General features: G+C 69.5%; 20 protein-coding genes. 12 read left to right on the forward strand and 8 right to left on the reverse strand.

The window, feature by feature from the left end; genetic code table 11:
* Positions 1 to 2 precede the first annotated feature (2 nt).
* The 5 genes from bioH (at position 3) to LK996_RS08470 (ending at position 4136) form a co-directional block, all read left to right on the forward strand.
* On the forward strand, positions 3 to 779 hold the full coding sequence (gene bioH, locus LK996_RS08450) for a pimeloyl-ACP methyl ester esterase BioH (protein ID WP_230526883.1): 777 nt from the start codon (positions 3 to 5) through the stop codon (positions 777 to 779).
* On the forward strand, positions 776 to 1678 hold the full coding sequence (bioC, locus tag LK996_RS08455) for a malonyl-ACP O-methyltransferase BioC (protein WP_230526659.1): 903 nt from the start codon (positions 776 to 778) through the stop codon (positions 1676 to 1678). Before bioH ends, bioC begins: the two co-directional genes overlap by 4 nt.
* Positions 1679 to 1750: 72 nt before the next feature.
* Positions 1751 to 2578 (forward strand): hypothetical protein, encoded by an 828-nt coding sequence (locus LK996_RS08460; protein ID WP_230526660.1) that lies wholly within the window; start codon positions 1751 to 1753, stop codon positions 2576 to 2578.
* Positions 2579 to 2654: 76 nt separating this feature from the next.
* Entirely contained in the window at positions 2655 to 3428 is a 774-nt protein-coding gene (locus LK996_RS08465) for an NIPSNAP family protein (RefSeq protein ID WP_230526661.1), read from the forward strand.
* A 27-nt stretch (positions 3429 to 3455) separates the two neighbouring features.
* On the forward strand, positions 3456 to 4136 hold the full coding sequence (locus LK996_RS08470) for a helix-turn-helix transcriptional regulator (protein ID WP_230526662.1): 681 nt from the start codon (positions 3456 to 3458) through the stop codon (positions 4134 to 4136).
* A gap of 40 nt (positions 4137 to 4176) precedes the next feature.
* Here the strand turns inward: LK996_RS08470 and phhA are convergent, their stop codons facing one another.
* Positions 4177 to 5076 carry a phenylalanine 4-monooxygenase gene (gene phhA / locus LK996_RS08475; protein WP_230526663.1) on the reverse strand — a complete coding sequence of 300 codons (900 nt, stop codon included), beginning with the start codon at positions 5074 to 5076 and terminating at the stop codon, positions 4177 to 4179.
* 104 nt (positions 5077 to 5180) lie between these two features.
* On the opposite strand from phhA, the gene LK996_RS08480 reads away from it, so the two are divergent.
* Both LK996_RS08480 and LK996_RS08485 read left to right on the forward strand, forming a co-directional pair.
* The gene (locus LK996_RS08480) at positions 5181 to 5849 is read left to right on the forward strand and encodes a DUF2238 domain-containing protein (protein WP_230526664.1); all 669 of its coding nucleotides are present in this window, start codon (positions 5181 to 5183) and stop codon (positions 5847 to 5849) included.
* A 48-nt stretch (positions 5850 to 5897) separates the two neighbouring features.
* Positions 5898 to 7124 (forward strand): hypothetical protein, encoded by a 1227-nt coding sequence (locus LK996_RS08485; RefSeq protein WP_230526665.1) that lies wholly within the window; start codon positions 5898 to 5900, stop codon positions 7122 to 7124.
* On the opposite strand, the gene LK996_RS08490 is transcribed toward LK996_RS08485, so the two are convergent.
* Positions 7061 to 7741 (reverse strand): rhomboid family intramembrane serine protease, encoded by a 681-nt coding sequence (locus LK996_RS08490; protein ID WP_230526666.1) that lies wholly within the window; start codon positions 7739 to 7741, stop codon positions 7061 to 7063. The two genes, LK996_RS08485 and LK996_RS08490, sit on opposite strands and share 64 nt — an antisense overlap.
* Positions 7742 to 7797: 56 nt before the next feature.
* Between LK996_RS08490 and LK996_RS08495 the strand changes: the two genes are divergently transcribed.
* Together LK996_RS08495 and LK996_RS08500 are read left to right on the forward strand one after the other, a co-directional pair.
* Positions 7798 to 8970, forward strand: a complete 1173-nt coding sequence (locus tag LK996_RS08495) for a class I SAM-dependent rRNA methyltransferase (protein WP_230526667.1) — start codon at positions 7798 to 7800, stop codon at positions 8968 to 8970.
* Between the two features lie 77 nt (positions 8971 to 9047).
* The gene (locus LK996_RS08500; protein ID WP_230526668.1) at positions 9048 to 10412 is read left to right on the forward strand and encodes a DNA recombination protein RmuC; all 1365 of its coding nucleotides are present in this window, start codon (positions 9048 to 9050) and stop codon (positions 10410 to 10412) included.
* Positions 10413 to 10415: 3 nt separating this feature from the next.
* Here LK996_RS08500 and LK996_RS08505 read toward each other — a convergent pair whose 3' ends face one another.
* From LK996_RS08505 to LK996_RS08530, 6 genes are read right to left on the reverse strand one after another with little or no spacing between them, the layout of a single operon-like run.
* Positions 10416 to 11516 (reverse strand): MlaA family lipoprotein, encoded by a 1101-nt coding sequence (locus tag LK996_RS08505; RefSeq protein WP_230526669.1) that lies wholly within the window; start codon positions 11514 to 11516, stop codon positions 10416 to 10418.
* 60 nt (positions 11517 to 11576) lie between these two features.
* Positions 11577 to 11885: an STAS domain-containing protein gene (locus tag LK996_RS08510; RefSeq protein WP_230526670.1), complete on the reverse strand. Its 309-nt coding sequence runs from the start codon at positions 11883 to 11885 to the stop codon at positions 11577 to 11579.
* 18 nt (positions 11886 to 11903) lie between these two features.
* Positions 11904 to 12575 (reverse strand): MlaC/ttg2D family ABC transporter substrate-binding protein, encoded by a 672-nt coding sequence (locus tag LK996_RS08515; RefSeq protein WP_230526884.1) that lies wholly within the window; start codon positions 12573 to 12575, stop codon positions 11904 to 11906.
* A gap of 38 nt (positions 12576 to 12613) precedes the next feature.
* Entirely contained in the window at positions 12614 to 13132 is a 519-nt protein-coding gene (mlaD, locus tag LK996_RS08520; protein WP_230526671.1) for an outer membrane lipid asymmetry maintenance protein MlaD, read from the reverse strand.
* Positions 13132 to 13884: an MlaE family lipid ABC transporter permease subunit gene (locus tag LK996_RS08525; protein ID WP_230526672.1), complete on the reverse strand. Its 753-nt coding sequence runs from the start codon at positions 13882 to 13884 to the stop codon at positions 13132 to 13134. Before LK996_RS08525 ends, mlaD begins: the two co-directional genes overlap by 1 nt.
* Positions 13884 to 14645: an ABC transporter ATP-binding protein gene (locus LK996_RS08530; protein ID WP_230526885.1), complete on the reverse strand. Its 762-nt coding sequence runs from the start codon at positions 14643 to 14645 to the stop codon at positions 13884 to 13886. Before LK996_RS08530 ends, LK996_RS08525 begins: the two co-directional genes overlap by 1 nt.
* 222 nt (positions 14646 to 14867) lie before the next feature.
* On the opposite strand from LK996_RS08530, the gene recC reads away from it, so the two are divergent.
* From recC to recD, 3 genes are read left to right on the forward strand one after another with little or no spacing between them, the layout of a single operon-like run.
* Positions 14868 to 18236, forward strand: a complete 3369-nt coding sequence (recC, locus tag LK996_RS08535) for an exodeoxyribonuclease V subunit gamma (RefSeq protein ID WP_230526673.1) — start codon at positions 14868 to 14870, stop codon at positions 18234 to 18236.
* Complete coding sequence (locus LK996_RS08540) at positions 18233 to 21769, forward strand: UvrD-helicase domain-containing protein (protein WP_230526674.1); 3537 nt, start codon at positions 18233 to 18235, stop codon at positions 21767 to 21769. Before recC ends, LK996_RS08540 begins: the two co-directional genes overlap by 4 nt.
* Positions 21766 to 23520: an exodeoxyribonuclease V subunit alpha gene (gene recD / locus LK996_RS08545; protein WP_230526675.1), complete on the forward strand. Its 1755-nt coding sequence runs from the start codon at positions 21766 to 21768 to the stop codon at positions 23518 to 23520. The genes LK996_RS08540 and recD overlap by 4 nt, the downstream gene beginning before the upstream one ends.
* Positions 23521 to 23531 lie beyond the last annotated feature (11 nt).

Genomic DNA, 23531 nt, shown 5'->3' on the forward strand with positions numbered 1-23531 from the left:
CGCTGCACATCGACGTCATCGGTAACGGCCCGCCGCTCGTGTTGCTGCACGGTTGGGCGATGCATGGCGGCGTGTTCGCGCCGCTGGTCGCGCGCCTGCGCGATCGCTTCACGCTGCACGTCGTCGACCTGCCCGGCCACGGGTTGTCGCGCGATTGCGGCGTGCCGCTCACGCTCGACAACGTCGTCGACGCGGTGGCCGCGCACGTGCCGGTCGCGCCGTGGTGCGGTTGGTCGCTGGGCGGGTTGTTCGCGCTGCATGCAGCGACCACGCGTCCGCACGCGGTGTCCGCCATCGCGATGCTGTGTGCGAGCGCGCGCTTCGTGCGCGGCGAAGACTGGCGCTTCGGCGTGTCGCCGGAAATCTTCCGCGACTTCGCCAATGGCCTGCGCGAAGACTATCGCGGCACGCTCGATCGTTTCGTCGCGCTCGAAGCCTTCGGTTCCGACCACGCGAAGGAAGAAATCCGCGCGCTGCGCGACGAGCTGTTCACCCGCGGCGAACCGTCCGCGCACGTGCTCGCCGACGGCCTCGACCTGCTGAAGACCGGCGACCTGCGCCACGCACTGCCCGCGCTGCACGCACCGAGCGTGTGGATCGCCGGTCGCCGCGACCGCCTCGTCGATGCGCGCGCGATGCGCGACAGCGCCGCGCTCGCCGCGGGCCCGTCGCAGGTGCACGTGATCGACCACGCGGGGCATGCGCCCTTCCTCACCCACGCGGACGAAGTCGCCACGCACCTCGCGGCGGCCTTCCTCCAGGATTCGTTGCGCGCATGACGACGCCGCTGTTCGACAAGCGCCACGTACGCCGCGCGTTCTCGCGTTCGGCGGCGAGCTACGACGCCGCCGCGCGCCTGCAGCACGAAGTGGAAGCGAACCTGCTCGAGTCGCTCGACTATCTCGACGATCCGAAACTCGAGCGTCCCAAGCCACAGGTCGTGCTCGACCTGGGCGCGGGTCCGGGCCGCGCGAGCGCGGCGATGCGCAAGCGCTGGCCGAAGGCGCGCGTGGTCGCGGTCGATCTCGCGCTGCCGATGTTGCGCGAAGCGGGCAAGCGCAGCGGTTGGTTCCGACCATTCGATCGTGTCAACGCCGACGTACGTGCCCTGCCCTTCGCCGACGGCAGCGTCGACGTGCTGTTCTCCAATCTCTGCCTGCAATGGATCGAGGATCTGCCCGCCGTGTTCGCGGGCTTTCGTCGCGTGCTCAAGCCCAACGGCCTGCTGCTCGTGTCAACCTTCGGCCCGGAAACGCTGCAGGAACTGCGCGACGCCTTCACGCACGCGGATGCGACGCCGCACGTGTCGCCCTTCGCGACCATCGCGCAGTTCGGCGACGCGCTCGTGCATGCGGGCTTCCGCAACCCGGTGCTCGACCGCGATCTGTACACGACGACCTATCCCGACCTGCCGACGCTGATGCGCGAACAACGCGCGATCGGCGCGACCAACGCATTGCGCACGCGCCGCCACACGCTGACCGGTCGCGCGCGCTTCGCCGCGGCCGCGCAGGCCTACGACGCGTTCCGCACCTCCGACGGCATGCTGCCCGCGAGCTGGGAAATCATCACCGCCATGGCCTGGGCGCCCGAACCGGGTGCGCCGATCCGCGAGGGCGGGTTCGAAGTGACCAGCGTGCCCGTGGCCTCGATCCCGGTCCGGCGCCGCCCCCGCTGAGCGATAGCCTGTTCACGGAAGGCCCGCTAAGGTTGGGCGGTTCGGGAACAGGATGCCCAACCCGGGATGCTCATGCGCAAGACCTTCGCGATCGCTGGCCTGGCGCTGGTGCTGGCGAGTTGCGGCGACAAGCCGCAGCCTCCATCCGCACCGCGTGCGAACGCACCGACGGCGCCCGCGACGGACGTCGACGCATCGCGTGCGTGGCTCGTGCGCGCGCTGACCTGCGGCGATCGCGCGTTTCTGCTCACCGACGTGAAGGAACAACGCGCGCGCCTGGGCCATCTCGCAGGCACGACGTGCGAACCCGCATCGACGGGCACGCCGTTGCGCTGCGCGATCACGCCGTCGTTGCGCATCGGCCAGGCGGACATCGCGTGGTTCGTCGTCGGCGGACCGAGCCAGGACCTGGCGACGATCATCCTGCCTGCGCCACCGGAAGCCTTGCGCACCTCGATCTCCGCCGGCGCCGGTGCGTTGTCGCCCAGCACGGACCTCGGCGACACGACCCTCCAATGCGCACTCACCGACAACGCCCTCGCGCCGGGCGCGATCGCGGGCACGGTCAAACGCGACGGTGATCCGTCGGCATCGGTCCGCGTATGCGCGTTCGAACTCGCCGAAGGCATGCCGACGTGCATCCGCACCGCGCAAGGCGAGCGCACCTTCCGCCTCGAAGTGCCGCGCGGCGATTACCTCGTGTTCGCGATCCCGGGCGACGTGCCGGAATCGCGCGTGGGTTTCACCGATTGCGAAGGCGACGCCACGGATGCGCCGTGTGCGCATGAGTTGAAGGTCGTCGTCGTGCGCGCGGGCGAAACCACCGAAGGCATCGATCCTTCGGACCTGCGCTCGCGCGACGAAGCGAGCGACTGGCCGCAACCGCCGCCGTCGGACTGAACCACGCCCCCTGCTGACAGCAGGCTGGCAGCAGCCCCCGCGCACGCTGGCGACCTTCCCCGCGAGGAGCGCCGTCGTGATCGTCGAATCGCCCGCAGTCGCAGTCGCATTGCCCCCGGTGTCCCGCCACGAGGCCACCTGCTGCCCCGTCGTCGAGTTGCGCCAGTACACGCTGCATCCGAACCAGCGCGATGTGCTCGTGTCGCTGTTCGAGCGTGAGTTCCTCGAAACCCAGGAAGCGGCCGGCATCCGCGTTCTGGGCCAGTTCCGCGACCTCGATGCGCCGGATCGCTTCGTGTGGCTGCGCGGTTTTCCCGACATGGCCCAGCGTCGCGATGCACTCGCACACTTCTACGAAGGCCCAACGTGGCACGCGCATCGCGATGCCGCGAACGCGACGATGGTCGACAGCGACGACGTGTTGCTGCTGCGTCCGGTCGCGCCCGCGTCGGGGTTCGCGCTCGACCTGTCCGCGCCGTTCGAAGCGCGCGACGACGGCGGGCTCATCGTCGCGACGTTGTATGCGTTCGATGCGCCGGTCGACATGGACTTCCTCGAGTTCTTTGCCGCCGACCTGCAGCCCGCGGTGGCCGCTGCCGGCGCGCGCGTGATCGCGAGCTTCTCGACCGAGTACGCGCGCAACACCTTCCCGCGGTTGCCGGTGCGCGAAGGCGAGCACGTGTTCGCGTGGTTCGCGCGGTTCGAGGACATGGCGGCATATGCGCGCTATCGCGAAAACCTGCTCGGCGCGCCGGGTTGGCGCGCACTCGCGGTCTCGCTGGCGCGCCGACTGCAGGGGCCGCCGCAGGTGCTGCGCCTCGCCCCGACCGCGCATTCCCGCTTGCGCTGAGGGAATCAGCAGGCACGATATGCGCGCATGCGCCGCGCCGACCGTCTCTTCCTCCTCATCCACGCCCTGCGCGGACGCCGCGTTGCGGTGCCCGCGCGCGCGCTCGCGGAGACGCTCGGCGTGTCGCTGCGCACCGTGTATCGCGACGTCGCCGACCTGCAGGTCTCCGGCGTGCCGATCGAAGGCGAAGCGGGCGTCGGCTACATGCTGCGCAAGGGCGCGGACATTCCGCCGCTGATGTTCAACGCCGACGAACTCGAAGCCCTGGTGGTCGGCACGCGCTTCGTGCGCGCGTTCGGCGGTGCGCGGCTCGGAGCGTCGGCAAAGACGGCGTTGCTGAAGATCGAAGCGGTGCTGCCGCCGGAACTGCGCGCGCGCAGCGATCGCAGCCGCATCTTCGCGCCGGAAGTCGCACGCATGGAATCGAGTGGACTGATCGATCGCCTGCATGCGGCGATCGACACAAGGCACGTGCTGCGGCTCGACTATCGCGACCAGGACGGCCGCACGAGCGCGCGCGAGATCGAACCGTTGTGCCTCGCCTTCTGGGGCGGCAGCTGGACGATCGGCGCCTGGTGCCGGTTGCGCGAAGATTTCCGCAGCTTCCGCCCCGATCGCATCGATGCGATCGACGAAACGGGCGAAGTGTTCGACGACGACCCGGCGCGCGGGCTCGACGCGTATTTCCGCAGCGTCGGCGGCGGTTGATCCGACGCCGCTTCAACGTCGCCGCGTCAGCGACGACGCATCAAACGTCGCCGTCGTTGAGCCAGCCTTCGCCCGTGCCGCGGTTGTACACCGTGTCGTTCGGCAACACGTCGCCGGCGGGAATCGAGCCTTCCTTTTCGATCCGCGCGTAGATCGGCGTGAAGTCCGGTCGCGTTTCCTCCATCAACTGCTCGTAGCTGTCGATGACGAAATACGTCTTCTGGAAGGTATCGATGCGATAGCGCGTGCGCATGATCCGCTCGAGGTCGAAGCCGATGCGATTCGGCGCGGCGCTTTCGAGGCAATGGATCGACTCGCCCTTCGAGCTGACGATGCCGCTGCCGTAGATGCGCAGGCCGTCGCTCTGCTTGATGAGCCCGAATTCGACCGTGTACCAGTACAGGCGCGTGAGATTCACCAGCGCCTCGGGGCCGATGCCGTGCGCCTTCACGCCGCCGCGGCCGTAGGCCTCCATGTAGTCGGCGAACACCGGGTTCATCAGCAGCGGCACGTGGCCGAACAGATCGTGGAAAAGATCCGGCTCGCTCAGGTAATCCATCTGCTCGGGCTTGCGGATCCACCAGGTCACCGGGAAGCGGCGATTGGCGAGATGGTCGAAGAAGGTGAGCTCGGGCAGCAGCCCTTCGACACCGACGAGCTCCCAACCGGTCGTCTTGCGCAGCACCCGGTTGAGGTCTTCGAACTTCGGGATGCGGTCGGGCGTCATGCCCATCGCGCGCTGGTTGCGCAGGAATTCGTCGCTCGCGCGGCCGACCAGCACTTGCTGCTGGCGCGCGAAAAGCGTCTCCCACACGTCGTGGTCGGTGGGCGAGTAGCTCGACCAGGGCTGGTCGACGACCGCCGTCGTGTACACCGGCACGTAGCCCTTGTCGGTGAGCTGGTGTTCGACGCGGTTCGGGGTGGCGGTGGTCGAGTTCATGAGGTCATCCTAGTGCGCGGCGGCGCAAGCCGCTTGCGTTGTTGCGTCGATCCTCCGGCCCGCCCGATGATTCCGGCGCGAAAAACCGGTGAAGAAGGGGCGGCATGGACAGCATTGCGAGGGTTTCCCCGGTCAACAACGTCAGGCGGCCGCCGACCCGGGCAGAGGCCTGGGCCCTCGTGACCGTGGTCGCCGGCGCCCTGCTGGCCTCGGCGCTGAACCCCACCGACCGCATGACCTGGTTCATGGAGGTCGTGTGGGTCTTCATCGGCCTGCCGCTCGTCGCGTGGAAGTGGAAGACCTTCCCCCTCACGCTCCTGCTGTCGTGCCTGCTCGCGCTGCATGCGCTCGTGCTCATCCATGGCGGCGCATACACGTACTCGGAGACGCCGATCGGTTTCGCGTTGCGCGACGGTGCGCAAGCGCTCGGGTTCGATGTGGTGCGCAATCCGTGGGATCGGGTCGGCCACTTCATGCAGGGCTTCGTGCCTGCGCTGCTCGCGCGCGAACTGCTCCTGCGCCTCACTCCGCTGCGTCCCGGCGGATGGCTGACCTACCTGTGCATCGCGGCCGCGCTGAGCTTCAGCGCGTTCTTCGAGATGCTCGAATGGTGGGCGGCGCTCGTCTACGGCGCCGACGCCGATGCGTTCCTCGCCACGCAAGGCGACGTGTGGGACACGCAGTGGGACATGTTCCTGTGCCTGTGCGGGGCGATCGTGTCGCTGCTGCTGTTCTCGCGCCAACACGACCGCCAGCTGCGTTCGGGTAACTGAACGACGCATTTCACGAAACGGCAGCGAACGCGACGCGATCATCCGCGCATGGCTCCGCATCCGGCACGCAAACCGCCCACCTCGTCGCGCGACGACGCCACCCGCACCGCCGCTGCACTGATGCACGACTTCGCATTGCGCACGGGCGTCATCGGCAACGCGCCACCGCAGCGCTACCTGTGGACCGACGCCTTCGCGGTTTGCAACTTCCTCGCGCTCGGCGACATCGAGTGCGCCGAACGCCTGGTCGAACAAGTGCACGCGATTCTCGGCAAACATCGCCCCGACGACGCGCGCACCGGCTGGATCGGCGGCATGGACGACCAGACCGCGCGCGAACATCCCACGCGCGGCGGCCTGCGCATCGGCAAGCCGTTGCCGGAGCGCGCGCCCGATGCGCTCGTCGACGCCGAACTCGAATGGGAACGCGACGGCCAGTACTTCCATTACCTCACCCGTTGGATGCACGCGCTCGACCAGTTCTCGCGTTGCACCGGGCAGGCCGACGCCGGTCGCTGGGCGCGCGAACTCGCGCAGTCCGCGCATCGCGCCTTCACCTACGCCCCCGCGCCCGGCGCGCCGATGCGCATGTACTGGAAGATGCGCATCGATCTGTCCGCGCCGCTGGTCGCGTCGATGGGCCAGCACGATCCGCTCGACGGGCTGATCACCGACCTGCAGTTGCGCGCGCATCGCCCGCAGGGCCGGGTCGGATTCGGCCCCGAACTCGACGTCGAATTGCGCGAGATGGCGGCGATCGTCGCGGGCACCAACCTCGCGACCGACGATCCGCTCGGCATCGGCGGCCTGCTCGTCGATGCGTATCGCGTCGCGCAGTTGCTGCGCGTGCGGCCCGGCGACAATCCGTTGCTCGGCCTCGTGGTCGGTGCGGCGGCGAGCGGACTGTCGCGTTACCTGGCGACGCAACCGTTCGCGCGGCCGCTCGCGCATCGCCTCGCGTTCCGCGAACTGGGCCTGGCGATCGGCCTGCAAGCGGTGACGCGCCTGTGGTGCGTGCTCGAACGCGACGCCGCGTCGCTCGACGCGCAACCCGGTTTGCGCAAGGCGCTCGACCATCTCGTTGCGCAGGTGCCGCTCGCGCGCAAGCTGATCGACACCTGGAGCGATGTCGAACGCAGCGGCGACCCGCATTGGCGCGCGCACGAAGACATCAACGCAGTGATGCTGGCGACCGCGCTCGTGCCGTCGGGTTACATCGAATTGGAGGCGTCGTCGATGTCGTCGGCCGCTTCTTCCTCGAGCTCCCAGCTGTAACGGTGCCGCGGGGCGGGCGGGTCGCTGTAGCGGAACGCGAATGCGGAGATCACGCCGCCGATCGCGCCGCCGAGGTGCGATTGCCACGACACCGTCGGATCGTGCGGCAACACCGCCGCGAGCATGCCGCCGGAGAAGGTGAACGCGATCATCGCCGCGGCGACCGACGCGCGATCGCGACGCAGCACGCCGAGCGTCGCGACGAGATACGCCAGGCCCTGCAGCACGCCGCTCGCGCCGAGGTGATGCGAACCCGCATCGCCGAGCAACCAAGCCGCCAGGCCCGAGGTCAGCCATGCGATCGGCAGCATGCGCACCGTCGCGCGCGGATAGACCGCGCCGGCGAGCGTGCCGAGCAGGGCGAGCGCGAGCAGGTTCGACACCAGGTGGTCGGGCGAACCATGCAGCAACGGCGCGGTGAGCACGCCCCACAGGCCCGCGGCCGACCACGGCGTCACCGCCAGCGCATCGACCGGCAACCACTGCTGGCACGCGAAGACGATGCACAGCGCGAGCGCCGACCCGATCGACCACAGCACGGCCCGCTGCAGTCGGCGCTTGTCGCGCAGGCGTTGTGAGGGCAGGTCGTCGGGGAGCGCGTCGGTCGGCAGGTGCATGCACGCGTGATGGCGCCGGCCGGCCGCCGGCACAAGGGGGCGGGTAAAATGCGCGGATGGACGCCCCCGCACCCACCACCGTCCGCCTGCGCAACGCCTGGCGGTCGTCGCATCCCTGGATCTTCCAGAAACTCGTCGAAAAGCCCGCCGTGCGGCCCAAGCCCGGGAGCATCGTCGATGTGATCGGCGTGGAAGGCGACTGGATCGGCCGCGGCTTCTACAACGGCCATTCGCGCATCGCGGTGCGTCTGCTCGAGTCGAATCCGGACATCGCCGTCGACGCCGCATGGTTCGCGCGCAAGATCGCCGCGGCCGTGCACCTGCGCCGCGACGTCCTGCAGCTCGACAAGGTCAGCGACGCCTGGCGCGTGGTGCATTCGGAAGGCGACGGCCTGAGCGGCCTCGTCGTCGATCGCTACGCGGATTTGCTCGTCGTCGAGTTCTTCAGCGCCGGCATGTTCCGCCATCGCGAGTGGATCTACGACGCGCTGCGCGAACAGTTCCCCGGCTGCCGCTTCCATTCCTTCGCCGACGAACACGTGCAAAAGCAGGAGTCGTTCGACTTCCGCGGCAGCGAGCCGGCGGCGCCGGCGATCATCACCGAACACGGCATCCGCTTCCGCGCCGACCCCGCGGGCGCGCACAAGACCGGCTTCTTCGCCGACCAGCGCGACAACCGCGAGTGGCTCTCGCACCTGTGCCAGGGCCAGCGCGTGCTCGACCTGTGCTGCAACACCGGCGGCTTCGCCGTGTATGCGGCGGCGCGCGGCGCGAGCGAAGTCGTCGGCATCGACATAGACAACGACGTCATCGAGATCGCCAAGGGCAACGCGAAACTGAATAACGTGCGCCCGCGCTTCGTGCAGGCCGACATCTTCCCGTGGCTGCGCGATGCGTCGAACAACGGCGAGCAGTTCGACGTCGTGATCCTCGACCCGGCCAAGATGACGCGCGACCGCGAGCAGGTGATCCCCGCGCTCAAGAAGTACCTCGACATGAACAAGCTCGCGCTCGGCGTGGTGAAGCCGGGCGGTCTGTTCGCGACGTTCTCGTGCACGGGCCTGGTGAGCGAGGAACAGTTCCTCGACATGCTGCGGCGCGCGGCGTTCTACGCGAACCGCACGGTGCAGGTGCTGAAAATCTCCGGTGCGGGTCCCGACCATCCGTTCCTCGCGCAGGCGCACGAGTCGCGTTACCTCAAGGCGGTGTTCTGCCGCGTGCTCGACTGAGGTTTTTCCCGGCGGTCGCAGCCATTGAGATGCGCGCGGCGCATTACACTGGCCACGCCTGACCGGAGGACCTTCGCATGACCGCCACCCTGATCCTGAGCTGCGTGCTCGCACTGGCGGTGGGGCTCGCGATCGGCGCGCTGGTCCTGCGGCGCAAGCCCGCCGCCGACATCGACGGCCAGGTTCGCGCCGCGGGCCTGGAAGGCGAGCTCGCCGCGCGCACCAGCGAACGCGACACCCTGCGCTCCGAAGTCGAGCGCCTGCGCGAACGCACGCGCGAGGACGCCGTCGCCATCGAGCGCGCCCGCGCCGAGGCCGACCAGGCCCAGCGCGCGCGCGCCGACACCGAAGCCTTCGTGCGCAACGCGCAGGAACAACTCTCCGCGAAGTTCACCGAACTCGCCGGCAAGGCCTTCACCGAACGCGGCCAGCAATTCGAACACAACGTCCGTCAGGCGACGGGCCAATCCAAGTCGGACATCGAGCTGCTGCTCAAACCGTTCTCCGACCAGCTCGGCGCCTTCCGCCAGCGCATCGACACCGTGTACGGCGACGAAGCGAAGGAACGCGCGTCGCTGCTCGGCGCCGTGCAGGAACTCAAGACGCTCAACCAGGACATGGCCATGAAGGCCGATTCGCTCACGCGCGCGCTGAAGGGCAATGCCAAGGTGCGCGGCGACTGGGGCGAGCTGATGCTCGAGAGCGTCCTGCGCAGCTCCGGCCTGGAAGAAGGCGTGCACTTCGACCGGCAGCAGTCGAGCACCGACGAAGAAGGCCGCCGCCTGCGCCCCGACGTGATCGTGCGCCTGCCCGACGACCGCCGCATCGTCGTCGACAGCAAGGTCAACCTGATCGCATGGCAGGAGGCGGTGAACGCCGACACGCCCGAGGCCCAGCAGGAGGCGATGCGTCGCCACGCGATCGCGCTGCGCCAGCACGTGCGCGACCTCGCCGACCGCAACTACCCGCGCGCGGTCGGCGCGAGTGCATTGGAAGTCACCATCGCGTTCGTGCCGATCGAAGGTGCGCTGTCGGCTGCGCTCGGCACCGACGATACGTTGCAGACCGACGCGTTCGAAAAGGGCGTCGTGTTCGCCTCACCCAACACGCTGATGGCGATGCTGCGCGTCGCCGATCGCCTGTGGACGCGCGACAAGTTGCAGAAGCAGGCGATGAAGATCAGCGAGACCGGTGGGCACCTGCTCGATTCGGTCATCGCGTTCCTGGCCGACTTCACCTCGGTGGGCGCGGAACTCGAGAACGCACAGAAGGCGTGGCGCGCCGCGCGCAATCGCCTCGAGGATTCGCCGCAGGCAGTCATCCCGCGCGCGCGTCGCCTCGCGGAGCTGGGCGTGAAGGGGAAGAAGAAGTTGCCGGCGGCCCTGGAGCCGGAAGACGACGATGAAGCGCTGGCGTTCCCGCAGCGCGAAGGCGGCGATTGAGCGTCAGCCGCCATCCATCGGCGTGACCGGGATCGCGTCGATCGGCACGGTCGGGTTGTTTTCTTCGCGCAGGTAGTCGGGCAGCGTCGAGTCGTCGTCGAGCTGGCGGTCGCCCCAGATCTGGTAATTGCGGCGCTGCAGCCACGCGTCGCGCACGAGGACGTAGTCGTCGGTCGCGCCTTCGCGCATCGCATCCACCGACAGCAGCTGCGTGCGCACGTCGACCAGCTGCAGGCCCTGCAGGAAGATGCGCAACTTGTCGTCTTCGACACCGCGCAACAACCCGAACGGTGCATCGCCGCTCATGCCGAACACGTCGCGCACGGTGCGGGGACCGAACAGCGGCAACTCGACGTAGCGCGAGTTCCGCCAGCCCCACACGCCGAGCGTCTGCCCGAAGTCTTCGCTGACGTGCGGCAGCCTGGCGTCCGACGCGGGGTCGAAGATGCCGCCGATGCCGAGCGTCATGTTCATCGCGAAACGGCCGAGCGCCTGGCCCGCCTGCTTCGGCTTGCCCTGCAGCAGGCTGTTGATCGCGCTGAGCGGCTGGTAGAGATTCGAGAAGAAGTTGCTGACGCCGAGGCGCAGCGGACGCGGCACCACCGCGACGTACGCCTTCGCCAACGGCCTGGCGATCGTGCGATCCACCGCGTTGTTGAACGAATGCATCCGGCGGTTGAAGGGTTCCCACGGATCGAACGCCTGCGGCAATTCGGCGGGCGTCGGCAGGGTCGGGTCGCCGTACTGCGCGTAGTCCGTGCCGTAGATCGCGTCGAAGTCTTCTTCCGCGCTGGTCGGTGCGTCGCTCGTTGCCGCATCGGCCGACACGGGTGCCGCGCTCGTCGAAGACGACGGCAACGCGATCGAAGATGCGACCGGCAATACGACAGAGGATGCGACCGGCAACTCGATCGACGCGGGCGTCGCGATCGACACCGGCGTCGCCACGCTCGTCGGCGCGGCAACGGACACCGGCGCCGCAACGGTCGCCGGCATCGCGATCGAAGACGCAACCGGCGGCGCTTCCTGCGCGAACACCAACGGCGTGCAGGCGGCGAGCACGCCGGCCAGCAGCGCGCGAAGGGGGACGAGGGGGCGATCCATGCCGGGCAGTTTAATGGGCGGTTCGGGGGGCGCGCTGGGACGGTGTGTCCTGAACGGACGTCAGGCGCTCGCGAAGGCGAGCGAATCGTCCAGCCGGTAGGCCGCGCGAAGATCGGCCAGGCCGGCCGGGTGTCCGACAACGGTCACGCCGCCGCCCGCGCGGGCGGCGAGCTCGGCGAGCAAGGCCATGCCCGCGCTGTCGACTTCCGCGACCTGCGCCAGATCGATGCGACGCACGCCGGCGATCAGCGGCAACGCCCGCGTCCACGCACCGGCGACCGCGGCGCGCACGAGCGCGCCGCTGACGACCAGCATGTCGCCGTCGCGAACGACGGCAACGGGCGCTGCGTTGCGGGCCGCTTCCTTCATCGCCGCTTCCATCAGGCGTTACTGCGCCTGCGCCTGGAGCTTGCCGGCGCGCAGGTCGGCGGCGACCTGCTTGATGCTCTTGTTGGACAGCGGCGCATCGAACTGCGTGCGGAAGGTCTGCACGAACGACACGCCCTCGACCATCACGTCGAACACCTGCCACTGCGCACCGGTCTTGCGCATCAGGTAATCGACCGGCGTCGCCTGGCCGCCGGCGCGGATGAACTCGCTCGACACCTTGACGATCGCGCCGCCGCGCAGCGGCGTTTCGCTCTTCACGCGCACCTTGAGGCCGGTGTCGAAGCTCAGGAGCGCCGAGCCGTAACGCGACATCAGGCTGTCGGACAACGCATCGGCGAACACCTTCACGTCCGCCTCGGCGGCGCCGCGGCCGTGGCGGCCGAGCACCAGGCGCGCCGCGTACTCGCGATCGAACATGCGATCGAATTCGGTGGCGATGAACTTGTTCAGCGCGGCCGGGTTGGTCTTGAACTCGTCGCGGCGCTTTTCGAGCGTGGCGACGATGCGCGTGCTGTTGGCGAGCACGAGCTGGCTCGGCGAGCCCTGCATCGCGGCGGCGGCGTTGGCGGCCGGGGCCGCGGGCGCCGCGTTCTGCGCGCGCACGATGGGGGAAGCGGCGAGCGTCAGGGCGACCACGACGCCACCGGCGACGAGCGCCTGCTGGAGCATGCCGCGCAACGATGCGCTGGCAGCGGACTGGTTTCGCTTCATGGGATCTCTTCCGTGGGGGTGGCGGAGGTGGAGGCGGCGGCCGGGGCGGTCTTCTCGCCACCGCCGGCGAACATGTACTTGCCGACCAACTGCATGAGGTCGACCGCGGACTGGGTCAAGGCGATCTCGTCCCCGGCCTTCAGGGTTTCGACATCTCCGCCCGGGGTCAGGCCGATGTAGCTCTCGCCGAGCAAACCGCTGGTGAAGATGCCTGCCGAGGTATCGGCGGGCAGGTCCTTGTAGCGGCTGTTGATCGAGAGCGTGACGATCGAGTCGAACTTCTGCGGATCCAGGCCGATTTCCGACACCTGGCCGACGACCACGCCGCCGATCTTCACGGGCGCCGCGACGCGCAGCTGGCCGATCGTGGAGAAGCGCGCGGTGAGCGGATAGGAATCGCCGCCGAAGCCCCACTTGTTGTTGGTCGAGGCGATCGCGAGGACCAGCAGGCTCGCCAGGGCGAGCAGCAGGAACGCGCCGACCGCGAATTCGAGACGGGGACCACGCATGGTCATCAACTCCTGAACAGCAATGCGGAAAGGACGAAATTGAACATCAGCACCAGCAGCGAGGCGTTCACGACCGCGCGGGTGGTGGCGACCGAGGTGCCCTCGATCGTCGGTTCGGCATGGAAGCCCACGTAGGCGGCGACCAGCGCGGACACCGCGCCGAAGAGCGCGGCCTTGATGAAGGCGACGAGGAAGTCGTCGTGGAAATCGACGCTGTCCTTCATCGTCTGCCAGAACGTGCCCGAGTCGATGCCGATCACGTGCACCGCCTCGAAGTAGCCGGCCGCGATCGCCATGCTGATGAAGAAGGCGGTCAGCAGCGGCACGCAGAGCACCGCGGCCCAGAAACGCGGCGCGACGGTCTTGGCGACCGGATCGATCGCCATCAGGCCGAGCGCGGTGATCTGGTCGGTCGCGCGCATCAGGCCGAGTTCCGCCGCGATCGACGAGCCCGCGCGGCCGACGAACAACAACGCGGTCAGCACCGGCCCGAGTTCGCGATACAGGCCGAGGCCGAGCAGCGCACTCACCTGGCCGGTCGCGCCGTAGGTCTCGAGCGCGCGATAACCGAGCAGCGTCACCGACAGGCCCACGAACGCACCGCCCGCCGCCACGATGGGCAGCGAGCGCGCGCCGATCTTGTAGATCTCTCGCGTGAGTTCGGCGAAGAAGTCGCGCGTCGGCTTCGACGCACGCAACACCGAGAGCGCGAAGAGACCGGCGGCGCCGAGCGAACGCGTGGCGGCGACGAAGGGCATCAGGCGGCCTCCGGCGCGCGCGCCGTCATGTCGAAGGGAATGGGACCGTCGGGCTGCCCTTCGAGGAACTGGCGCACGAGGGGATCGCGCGTCGCGTCGAGTTCGGCCGGCGTGCCGGAGAACACGATGCGGCCGTTCGCGATCACCACCGCGTGGTCGGCCACCGGCATCGTCTCGTGGACGTGGTGCGTGACCACGATGCTCGTCATGCCGAGCGTTTCGTTGAGGCGGCGCACCAGGCTCATGACCACGCCGCTCGCGATCGGGTCCAGGCCCGTCAGCGGTTCGTCGTACACCATCAGCGGCGGATCGAGTGCGAGCGCGCGGGCGAGCGCGACACGGCGCGCCATGCCGCCCGAGAGTTCGCGCGGGAACAGGTCCGCGGCCGCGCGCAGACCCACCGCATGCAGCTTCATCTCGACCAGGCGACGGATCACCGCATCGGGCAGATCGGTGTGCGTTCGCAGCGGAAGCGCGACGTTCTCGGCCGCCGTCAGGTCGGTCAGCAGACCGTTGCCCTGCAGCAGCACGCCGATCCGCTTGCGCATCGCGAGCAGGGGCTTCTGCGCCTGCGGCACCGATTCGCCGAACACTTCGACACGACCCGCGGCGGGCGCCAGTTCGCCCGTGAGCGCGGCGAGCAGCGTCGACTTGCCGCTGCCCGACGGACCGAGCACGGCCGTCACGCTGCCGCGCGGCACGACGAAGTCGACGTCGCGCAGGATCGTGCGGCCGCCGCGATCGAGGCGGAGACCGGTCATGCGCACGGCGGGTTGGTCGGAAGTCGTGTTCACGCGATCCGGAGTGAAGGTCTGAAGTCGAAAAAACGGCGCAGCTTGGCCATCCGGCGCTGAATGCCAGCGTAGCGAAAGCCGCAAACGTGAAAGGGTGACGCCGCGCATTGTCGCAAACGTCGGGCATCAAGCGGCGGTCGGCGCGATCCAGTCTCGGAGAATGCGACGCCGTCCGGCATCATTCCGTCCATGCAAGGACGCCCCGACTTCCGCCTTTACCACGGCAACGCACTGGACGTGCTCGCCGGCCTGCTGGCCGCCGAAGTCGCACGCATCCCGGACGATGGCGACTGGTTGCGGCCCGATGTCGTGCTGGTCCCGCAGTTTTCGATGCGCCGCTGGCTGCAGCAGGCGCTCGCCGAACAGGCCGGCATCTGCGCGAACCTGCGCTTCCTGACGCCCGGCGAGTTCGTCGACTTCGCGCTCGACGCGAACCTCGGCCCCGCGCCCGCCGCCGACCGCCTCGAGCCCGAGACTCTGCGATGGCACGTCCTGCGTGAACTCCAGCGTCGCCCGCCCGCCGCGCTCGCCGGCTTCCTCGGCAACGAGACCGACCCGCGCAAGGCCTGGTCGCTCGCCAACGCGCTCGCCGACACCTATGAGAAGTACCAGGCCTGGCGCCGCGACTGGCTGCTCGGCTGGGAGCGCCGCGCGCCGAAGGACGATTGGGAAGCGACGCTGTGGCGGTCGATCGCGCGCGACCGGGCGCATCGCGCGCGGCGCATCGGCGATTACCTCGAACGATTCGGTCCGGAGGGGCGCGAGGCGCCGGCGCAATTGCCGCCGCGCCTGTTCGTGTTCGCGTGCCAGAACGTCTCGCCCGACGTGCTGCAGGTGATCGCGAGCCAGGCGCGCGCGGGCACGCAGCATTTCTACCTGCATTCGCCCGCGCGCGGCTTCTGGGGCGACCTCGGGCGCTGGTCCGCGTACACGCCGTCGCTCGACGATGCGTATCTCGCGGCCGACGACACGCCGCCGAATCCGCTGCTCGGCGCCTGGGGCCAGGCCGGCCGCGATTTCGTCGCGATGCTGGTCGGCGGCGAGATCGCGACGCCGTCGTTCGACCTCGCGCCCTTCGCCGAACCCGTGCGCGACACCCTGCTCGGCCGCATGCAGGCCGACCTGCTCGACAATCGCGCGCCGATGCACGCGAACGTCGACGACGCGTGGCCGCGCGCGCAGGTCGATCGCTTCGACGCGAGCCTGCAATTCCACGCCTGCCACACGCGCCTGCGCGAAGTGCAGGTGCTGCACGACCAGTTGCGCGCGCTGCTCGAAACGCGACGCGAAGGCGAACCGCAGCTGCAGCCGCGCGACATCGCCGTGCTCGCGCCCGACATCGACGCCTATGCGCCGCACATCGAAGCGGTCTTCGGTGGCGCGCTCGGCACCGCGCGCGAGTTGCCTTTCACCATCGCCGACACGAGCCCGCTCGCGAGCGCGCCGATCGCCGAAGCATTCCTGCGATTGCTCGAGCTGCCGCTGCACGCGCCATCGCTCGCCGACCTCCTCGATCTGCTCGCGGTGCCCGCGATCGCCGCGCGCTTCGGCCTGGAAGACGCGGACCGCATGCGCGTGCAGGATTGGCTCGAATGCGCGGGCGCGCGCTGGGGCCTCGACGCGAACGACCGCGCGCGCCATGGCGCGGACGGCGACGCGTACACCATCGAGTTCGCGATCGAACGTTTGCTGCTCGGTTACGCGAGCGGCAGCGAGGAAGACATCGCCGGCATCGCACCGTGGTCCGAACTCGAAGGCCAGGCCGCGGAAGCGCTCGATGCGCTGTTGCGCTGCGTGGCGATGTTGCGCGAAATGCGCTCGCGCCTCGCAGGGCCGCATGCGCCCGCGACCTGGGCGACGCTCCTGCATCGCCTGCTCGACGAAGCCTTCGCGCCCGCGCGCGACAGCAGCGACGCCAGCATCCTGCGCCGCCTGCGCGATGCGGTCGGCCGGTTCTCCGAGGGCGCGGCGCGCGCGGACTACGACACGCCGGTCGAACACGCGATCGTGCTCGAACAACTCCGCAGCGAACTCGAAACCGCCGATGCGCGCGCACCGTTCCTCTCCGGCGGCATCTGCTTCGGCCGCATGGTGCCGATGCGCCTGATCCCGTTCCGCGTCACGTGTTTGCTCGGCATGGACGCGGACGCCTTCCCCGCGCGCGAAGGGCGCGATCCGCTGAATCGCATCGCGAACGCACTCGGCACGCCGGATCGGCGCAAGGGCGATCCCTCGCGGCGCGATGCGGACCGCTATCTGTTCCTGCAGCTGTTCGCATCCGCGGGCCGCGTGTTGTCGCTGAGCTGGTGCGGCATGGACCCGCGCGACAACTCGCGGCGCGAACCGTCGACGCTCGTCGCAGAACTGCTCGACGCGGCCGCGGCGTACCACGACGGCGACAAAGCACAGGTGCGCGAAGCGCTCGTCGTGCGCCACGCATTGCAGCCGTTCTCGCCGGCGGCGTTCGGCGCGGCGCACGCGGGCGAACGATTGCCTGCCGATGCGAAGATCGAACCGCGCCGCTTCAGTTACGACGCGCGCTGGCAGGCGGCGTCGAACGAACCGGCGGGCATCGAGGATGCGCCGGTCTTCGCGCCGGCCGAACTCTGGTTGCCGCAGCGCGAGACGTCGCGCGGTCCGTTGTCGCTCGACCGCCTGCGTCGCTCGCTGATGCGGCCGCAAGCCGTGTACCTGCAGGAAGGTCTCGGTCTCCGCCTGCCGGAAGACGAGCCGCCGCTCGCCGAGCACGAGCCGCTCGGCGCCCCCGATGCACTCGACCAGTACACGCTGCGCCACGCCGTCTTCGACGCATGGATGCGCGCGAACGGGCGACCCGATGCGCATGCGCTGCACGCACGCCTGCTCGCACGCGCGCTCGTCGCACCGGGTGCGGATGGACGCGCACAGATCGCCGATCTCCTCGAAGACATCGCGCCGTTCGCGCAGTTGGCGCTCGACAAGGGCTTCGGCGACGTCGCGACGCGCGCGTCCTTCGCGCACGAGTCCGCCGCGGGTGCGTTGCGCGGCACACTCGACGGCGTGCATCGACCCGGCGTGTTGCGCGTGGTGCTGCGTCCCGATGGCCTGCATGGCGGGCACGCGGTGCGTCACGGCCTCGAACGCTTGTGCGCGTCGCTGCTCGGCCTCAGGTTCTTCGAGCTCGCACGCCCGGAAAAAGATGCGCCGCCGGTGTGGAGCGACCGCAAACTGCCCACGCCGAAGCGCGCCGCCGCGACGCTCGACGCGTTCTTCGCGTGGCATGACGCCGCGATGCGCACGCCGCAGGTGTTCCTGCCGAAGAGCGGCCACTGCTTCGTCGAGGTGTTGAAAGAGAAGGACGCCGATGCCGCGATCAACGCCGCACGCAACACCTGGATGGGCACGTCGTATGACGGCGGCCGCGCGGAAGCCACGCCTGCCACGCGCGTGGCCCTGCGCGGGCGCGATCCGTTCTACGACGGCGACGAAGACGCGCTGAAGCGTTTCGCGCAACTTTCCGTGGCGCTGTTCGCCGCGCTCGAGAGCGGCGAGCCGCTCGACGCCGGGGTGTTCGCATGAGCGCCACCGTCTTCGACACGCCGCTCGACGCGCGCAGCCTGGTCGAGGCCAGCGCCGGCACGGGCAAGACGTACGCGCTCGCGGGGTTGTTCGCGCGCGCGGTGATCGTGCAACGCCTCGACGTGCCGCAGATCCTCGCGGTGACCTACACCGTCGCCGCCACCCAGGAACTGCACGAGCGCGTGCGCCTGCGCCTGCAGGCCGCCGCGCAACTTGCTGCGCAATGGCAGGAAGGCGACGGCGCCGAACGCGAAGGCGACGATGCGGAAACCGCGCTGCTTCGCCGCCTGCTCCACGACGCCCTGCACGACGCGTCGCGCGAATCGTTGCCCGCCTTGCGCCTGCGCCTGCAGCGCGGCGTGCGCGACCTCGACCTCGCCGCGATCACCACCATCCACGGCTTCTGCCAGCGCCTGCTCGCAGAACACGCGCTGCTCGCCGGCCAGCCGCTGCTGCGCACCGACATCGAGCCCGGCAACGCCGCGCAGCGCAGCCGCCTCGCGGTGGTGTTGTGGCGCACGCATGCGCGCACGCCGGAAGGCGCGGACTTCCTGCAGCGGACGTTCCGCGATGTCGATGGCCTCGCCAATTTGCTGCGCGATCTGCTGCCGCTCGAGCCGCTGCTTCCACCGCCGCCGGGAAGCGAGGCGATCGACGCGCGCGCCGATGCGTGGCGCAATGTGCGCGGTCTCTTCCTCGCGGAAGGCGAAGCGACCTTCGAAGCACTGCGCGGCGCCGTCGCGACCGGCGTCCTGAGCAAGGCGAAGAACAAGGCGATCCCGCTCGACGCGTTGTGGGCTTGGTTTTCCGCGCAATCGGACGCGCCGCCGCATCGCACGCATCCGCAACTCGATCGGCTGACGCCTGCATACCTCGAAGAGATCGTACTGCGCAGCCAGTACGCGCGCATTCCGCAGTCGGCGCTGGGCGACGCGGTGCAGCGTTACCTCACGGCCGACGACGCTGTCGACCTGCTGCGCCTGCATGCGCTGCGCGACGACGCGCGTCGCGAAGACCAGGCGATCAAGCGCGACGCGCACGTGCGCGACTTCGACGATCTCGTCGACGCGGTATTCGCGGCGACCGACGATCCGAACGTCGCAACGGCGCTCACCGACGCATTGCGCGAACAGTTCCCGCTCGTCCTGGTCGACGAATTCCAGGACACCGACGCGCGCCAGTGGGCGATCTTCTCGCGCCTGTTCGGCGACGGCGGCCTGTTGCTGGTCGGCGATCCGAAACAGGCGATCTATCGTTTCCGCGGCGGCGACGTGCAGACGTACCTGGAGGCGCGCGCGACCGCATCCATCGCAGCGCCGCTCGATCGCAACTTCCGTTCACGCCCGTGCGTGCTCGCGGCGGTCAACCGCTTGTTCGATGCCGCGCCCGCGGCCGATGCGCTGCTCGGCGAAGGCATCGTATTCGCGGCGACGCAGCCGGGCGGTCGCGCGCTGGATGCGGACCTGCGCATCGACGACTGCGATGCGCCGGCAATCACGCTGCAACTGTTGCCGGCCAAGCCGAACAGCAAGAAAGAATGGTCGAAGGACGAATCCATCGACCTCGCCGCGCGCACGTGCGCGCGCGCCATTCGCGATCTGTTGATGCGTGCGCGCTTCGAACGGGCGACACGTAGGGACGGCGCGGGCCATCGACCGATCGAACCGCGCGACTGCGCCGTCCTCGTGCGCAGCCACCGCGAAGGCATCGCGATCCGCGATGCGCTCACGCACCTCGGCGTGCCCGCGGTGAGCGCCGGTCGCGGCAGCCTCTACGAATCCGATGAAGCGCAGCAGTTGCTCGCACTCTTGCTCGCCTTGTCGACGCCGGGCGACGAGCGCCGCCTGCGCGCGGTGCTCGCCACGCCGTTGTTCGGCTACGACGCCGCCGCGTTGCAGGCGCTCGAAGCCGACGGCGAACAACGCCGCCGCTGGCAACAGGACCTGGCCGACTGGCGCCTGCGCTGGGAAGCGCATGGCCCGCAGCCGATGCTCGCGGATGTCGTCGCGCGCGAAGCCGCGCGCATGCTCGCGTTCGCGGATGGCGAGCGACGCATGACGCACCTGCTCCAACTCGGCGAGCAACTGCAGGAAGCGCGCGCGCGTCGGCTCGGTCCGCAGGGCCAGGTCGATTGGTTGCGCGCGGCGATCGCGCATTTCGACCGCGAAGACGAAACCCAGTGGCCCAACCTGGAATCGGACGCGAGCCGCGTGCAGATCCTCACGCTGCACAAGAGCAAGGGCCTGGAGTTCCCGCTCGTGTTCCTCCCGTTCGCGGCCATCGGTCGCGCCAACGGCAGCAAGGCGCGCGTCGTGCAGTACCACGATGCGACCGGGCGCCGCGTCCGCCAGTGGAAGACGCGCCAGCCGCAACCCGGTGCGCCGTCCTGGGACGAAGCCTGCACGTTCACGAAGCGCGAAGACGTCGCCGAAGACATGCGCCTGCTGTACGTGGGCCTGACCCGCGCGCGCGACGCGTTGTGGCTGGCGACCGGCCCGCTCGCGTCGAATACGCAGTCGTCGTTGCATCGCCTGTTCGGCGGCATGTTGCCGAACGACGCAGCGCAGGACGTGTTGTCGATGCGCGAGCCCGGGGAAGGCGACAACGCGCGTCTTCCGCCCGCGATCCCCGATGCGATCCCGGCGCCGCGTACGCCCGAACGCCGCCTGCGCCGCGACTGGTGGATCCACAGCTTCAGCCAGTTGCATCGCCAGCACGCGCACGGCATGCAGGCGCTCGCCGACGAAGCGCCCGCCGACGACGAGCGTCCGCTCGCGCCGATCGATCCGCAGGAAGCGGTCGCGCCGCGCTTCGCCGGCACGCGCTTCGGCAATGCGTTGCACCACGCGCTGGAGCATGTCGCGTTCGCCGAATGGCGCGATCTCGACGGCACGAACATCGATGCGAAGCAACGCGCGATCCTCCGCGATGCGTTGCGTTCGCAGGACTACCCGGAGTCGGATTTCGACGCCGGCGTGCAAGAACTCGCGCCGCTGATCGCGCGCACGCTCAACGCGCCGTTGCCCGAAGGCGTGCGCCTGGCCGATGTCGACGATGCCGCGCGCGTCGCCGAACTCGAATTCCACTTCACGCTCGCCGACGCGGACGTGCCGGCGCTGCTGGCCGTGCTGCAGGCGCACGGCATCGCGACGGGACGCCGCGACTTCGGCACATGGCCGCGCCTGTCGGGCCTGATGACCGGCAAGATCGACCTCACCTATCGCGTCGACGGGCGCGTGTACGTCATCGACTACAAGTCCAACCGCCTGCCCGGGTGGGATGCGGCGTCGCTCGCGCAGGCGATGGCGGCGAGCGAGTACGACCTGCAGGCCCTGCTGTACGCGGTCGCCGTGCATCGCTGGTTGCGCATGCGCCTGGGTGGACGCGATGCGGCGACGCAGGCCTTCGGCGGTGTGCGCTACCTGTTCTGTCGCGGGCTCGATGCGGGAGATCCCGCGCGCGGCGTCGCGACCCCGGCACTTTCGCCGGAATTGATCCATGCGGTCGACGATCTGCTGGGAGGCATTGCATGAGTGCGCAACGCGACGACGCTCCGCGCGCCTTCGACCTGGCCTTCGCGCAAGTGCTCGCGCGACGCGAGCCCGGCGCCGATCCGCGCGTCGTGGATGCCATCGCACGTGCGTCCTTCGCGATCGCGCAGGGCCATGCGGCGCTCGACCTCGATGGCGATGCCACGTTGCGCGATGCGCTCGCGACGTCGCGCTGGGTCGCGCGTCCGGCGGCCGATGACGAGGCCGACAGCGCAATGCCGCTCGTGCTCGAAGGCGACCTGCTGTATCTGCGCCGCTATCGCGAATACGAACGGCGCCTCGCCGCGGGCCTGCGCCGGATCGCCGCCGCGGCGTTCGACGCGGGCGACATCGATGCGCTCGCGCCGGTGTTCGATCTCCTGTTCCCGCGCGGTGCGCGCGACGCGCACCAGGCGCGCGCCGCCGCGCTTGCGTTGCGGCATCCGTTGTTGCTGGTCACCGGCGGACCCGGCACCGGCAAGACGACGACGATCGCGCGGTTGTTGCTGCTGGCCGCCGCGCAGGCGCACCTCGCGCAGCGTCCGTTGCGCATCGCGCTCGCCGCACCGACCGGCCGCGCCGCCGAACGCATGGCGCAGAGCCTGCGCATCGCCGTCGACCGATTGCGCGAAGCGGGTCTCGATGCCGCACTGTGCGATGCGTTGCCGACCGATGCCGGCACGCTGCATCGCCTGCTCGGTGCGATTCACGATCGTCCGCAGTTTCGCCACGGCCCAGATCTCCCGTTGCCGCACGACCTGATCGTGGTCGACGAAGCCTCGATGGTCGACTTGCCGCTGATGTGCAAGCTCGTCGAAGCAGTGCCGGACGGCGCGCGCCTCGTGCTGCTCGGCGATCGCGACCAGTTGCCTTCGGTGGAAGCCGGCGACGTGCTCGCGGCGATCGTCGATGCGGCGACGACGGTGGCCGACGATGCGCATGGCGAAACCCTCGCCGAACTCGCCGCGCCCATCGCGACGCCCGCGCGCTTCGCAGGCCTGCGCGTGGCGTTGCATCGCACGTATCGCCAGGCCGATGCATTCGACCTCGCGCCGCTCGCCGCCGCGATCCGCGACGGCGACGCCGACACCGCGCTTGCCCTGCTGCGCGGCGGCGAACTGCGCGGCGTGCATTTCCACGAAGACACGACCGACACGCTGGCCTCCACGTTGCGCGAACCCCTGCTCGCGCCGTGGCGCGTGCTCGGCGCCGTCGACGCCGACGCGCCCGATGCGATCGAAGCCGCGCTCGTCCTCGCGCAGCAGGCCCGCCTGCTCACCGCGCTGCGACATGGACCGCAGGGCGCAGTCGCGCTGAATGCACGCATCGAGGAAGCGCTCGCCGGCGCACAACGCGATCCGTATTTCCACGGGCGTCTCGTCGCGATCACCGAGAACAGCTATCGCCACGGGCTGTTCAACGGCGACCTCGGTCTGTGCCTGCGTGGCGAAGATGGCAGCGTCGTCTGGTTCCGCACCGCGGCGGGCCTGCGTCCGTTCCATCCTGCCGCCCTGCCCGCGCACGCCGGCGCGTTCGCGATGACGGTGCACAAGGCGCAGGGTTCGGAGTTCGACACCGTGTGGCTGCAATTGCCGAAGCAACCCGCGCGTACGCTCTCTCGCGAACTCGTCTACACCGCGATCACGCGCGCACGCGACACGTTGCATGTGTGCGCGTCGGAGAGTGTGTTGCGCGCCGCGTTGTCGGTGCGCGCGCAACGCGTGTCGGGTCTTGCGCAACGCCTGCGTGCCTGACGCGTGCAACG

This window comes from Noviluteimonas lactosilytica, from assembly GCF_020866925.1.
Lineage (GTDB): Bacteria > Pseudomonadota > Gammaproteobacteria > Xanthomonadales > Xanthomonadaceae > Noviluteimonas > Noviluteimonas lactosilytica.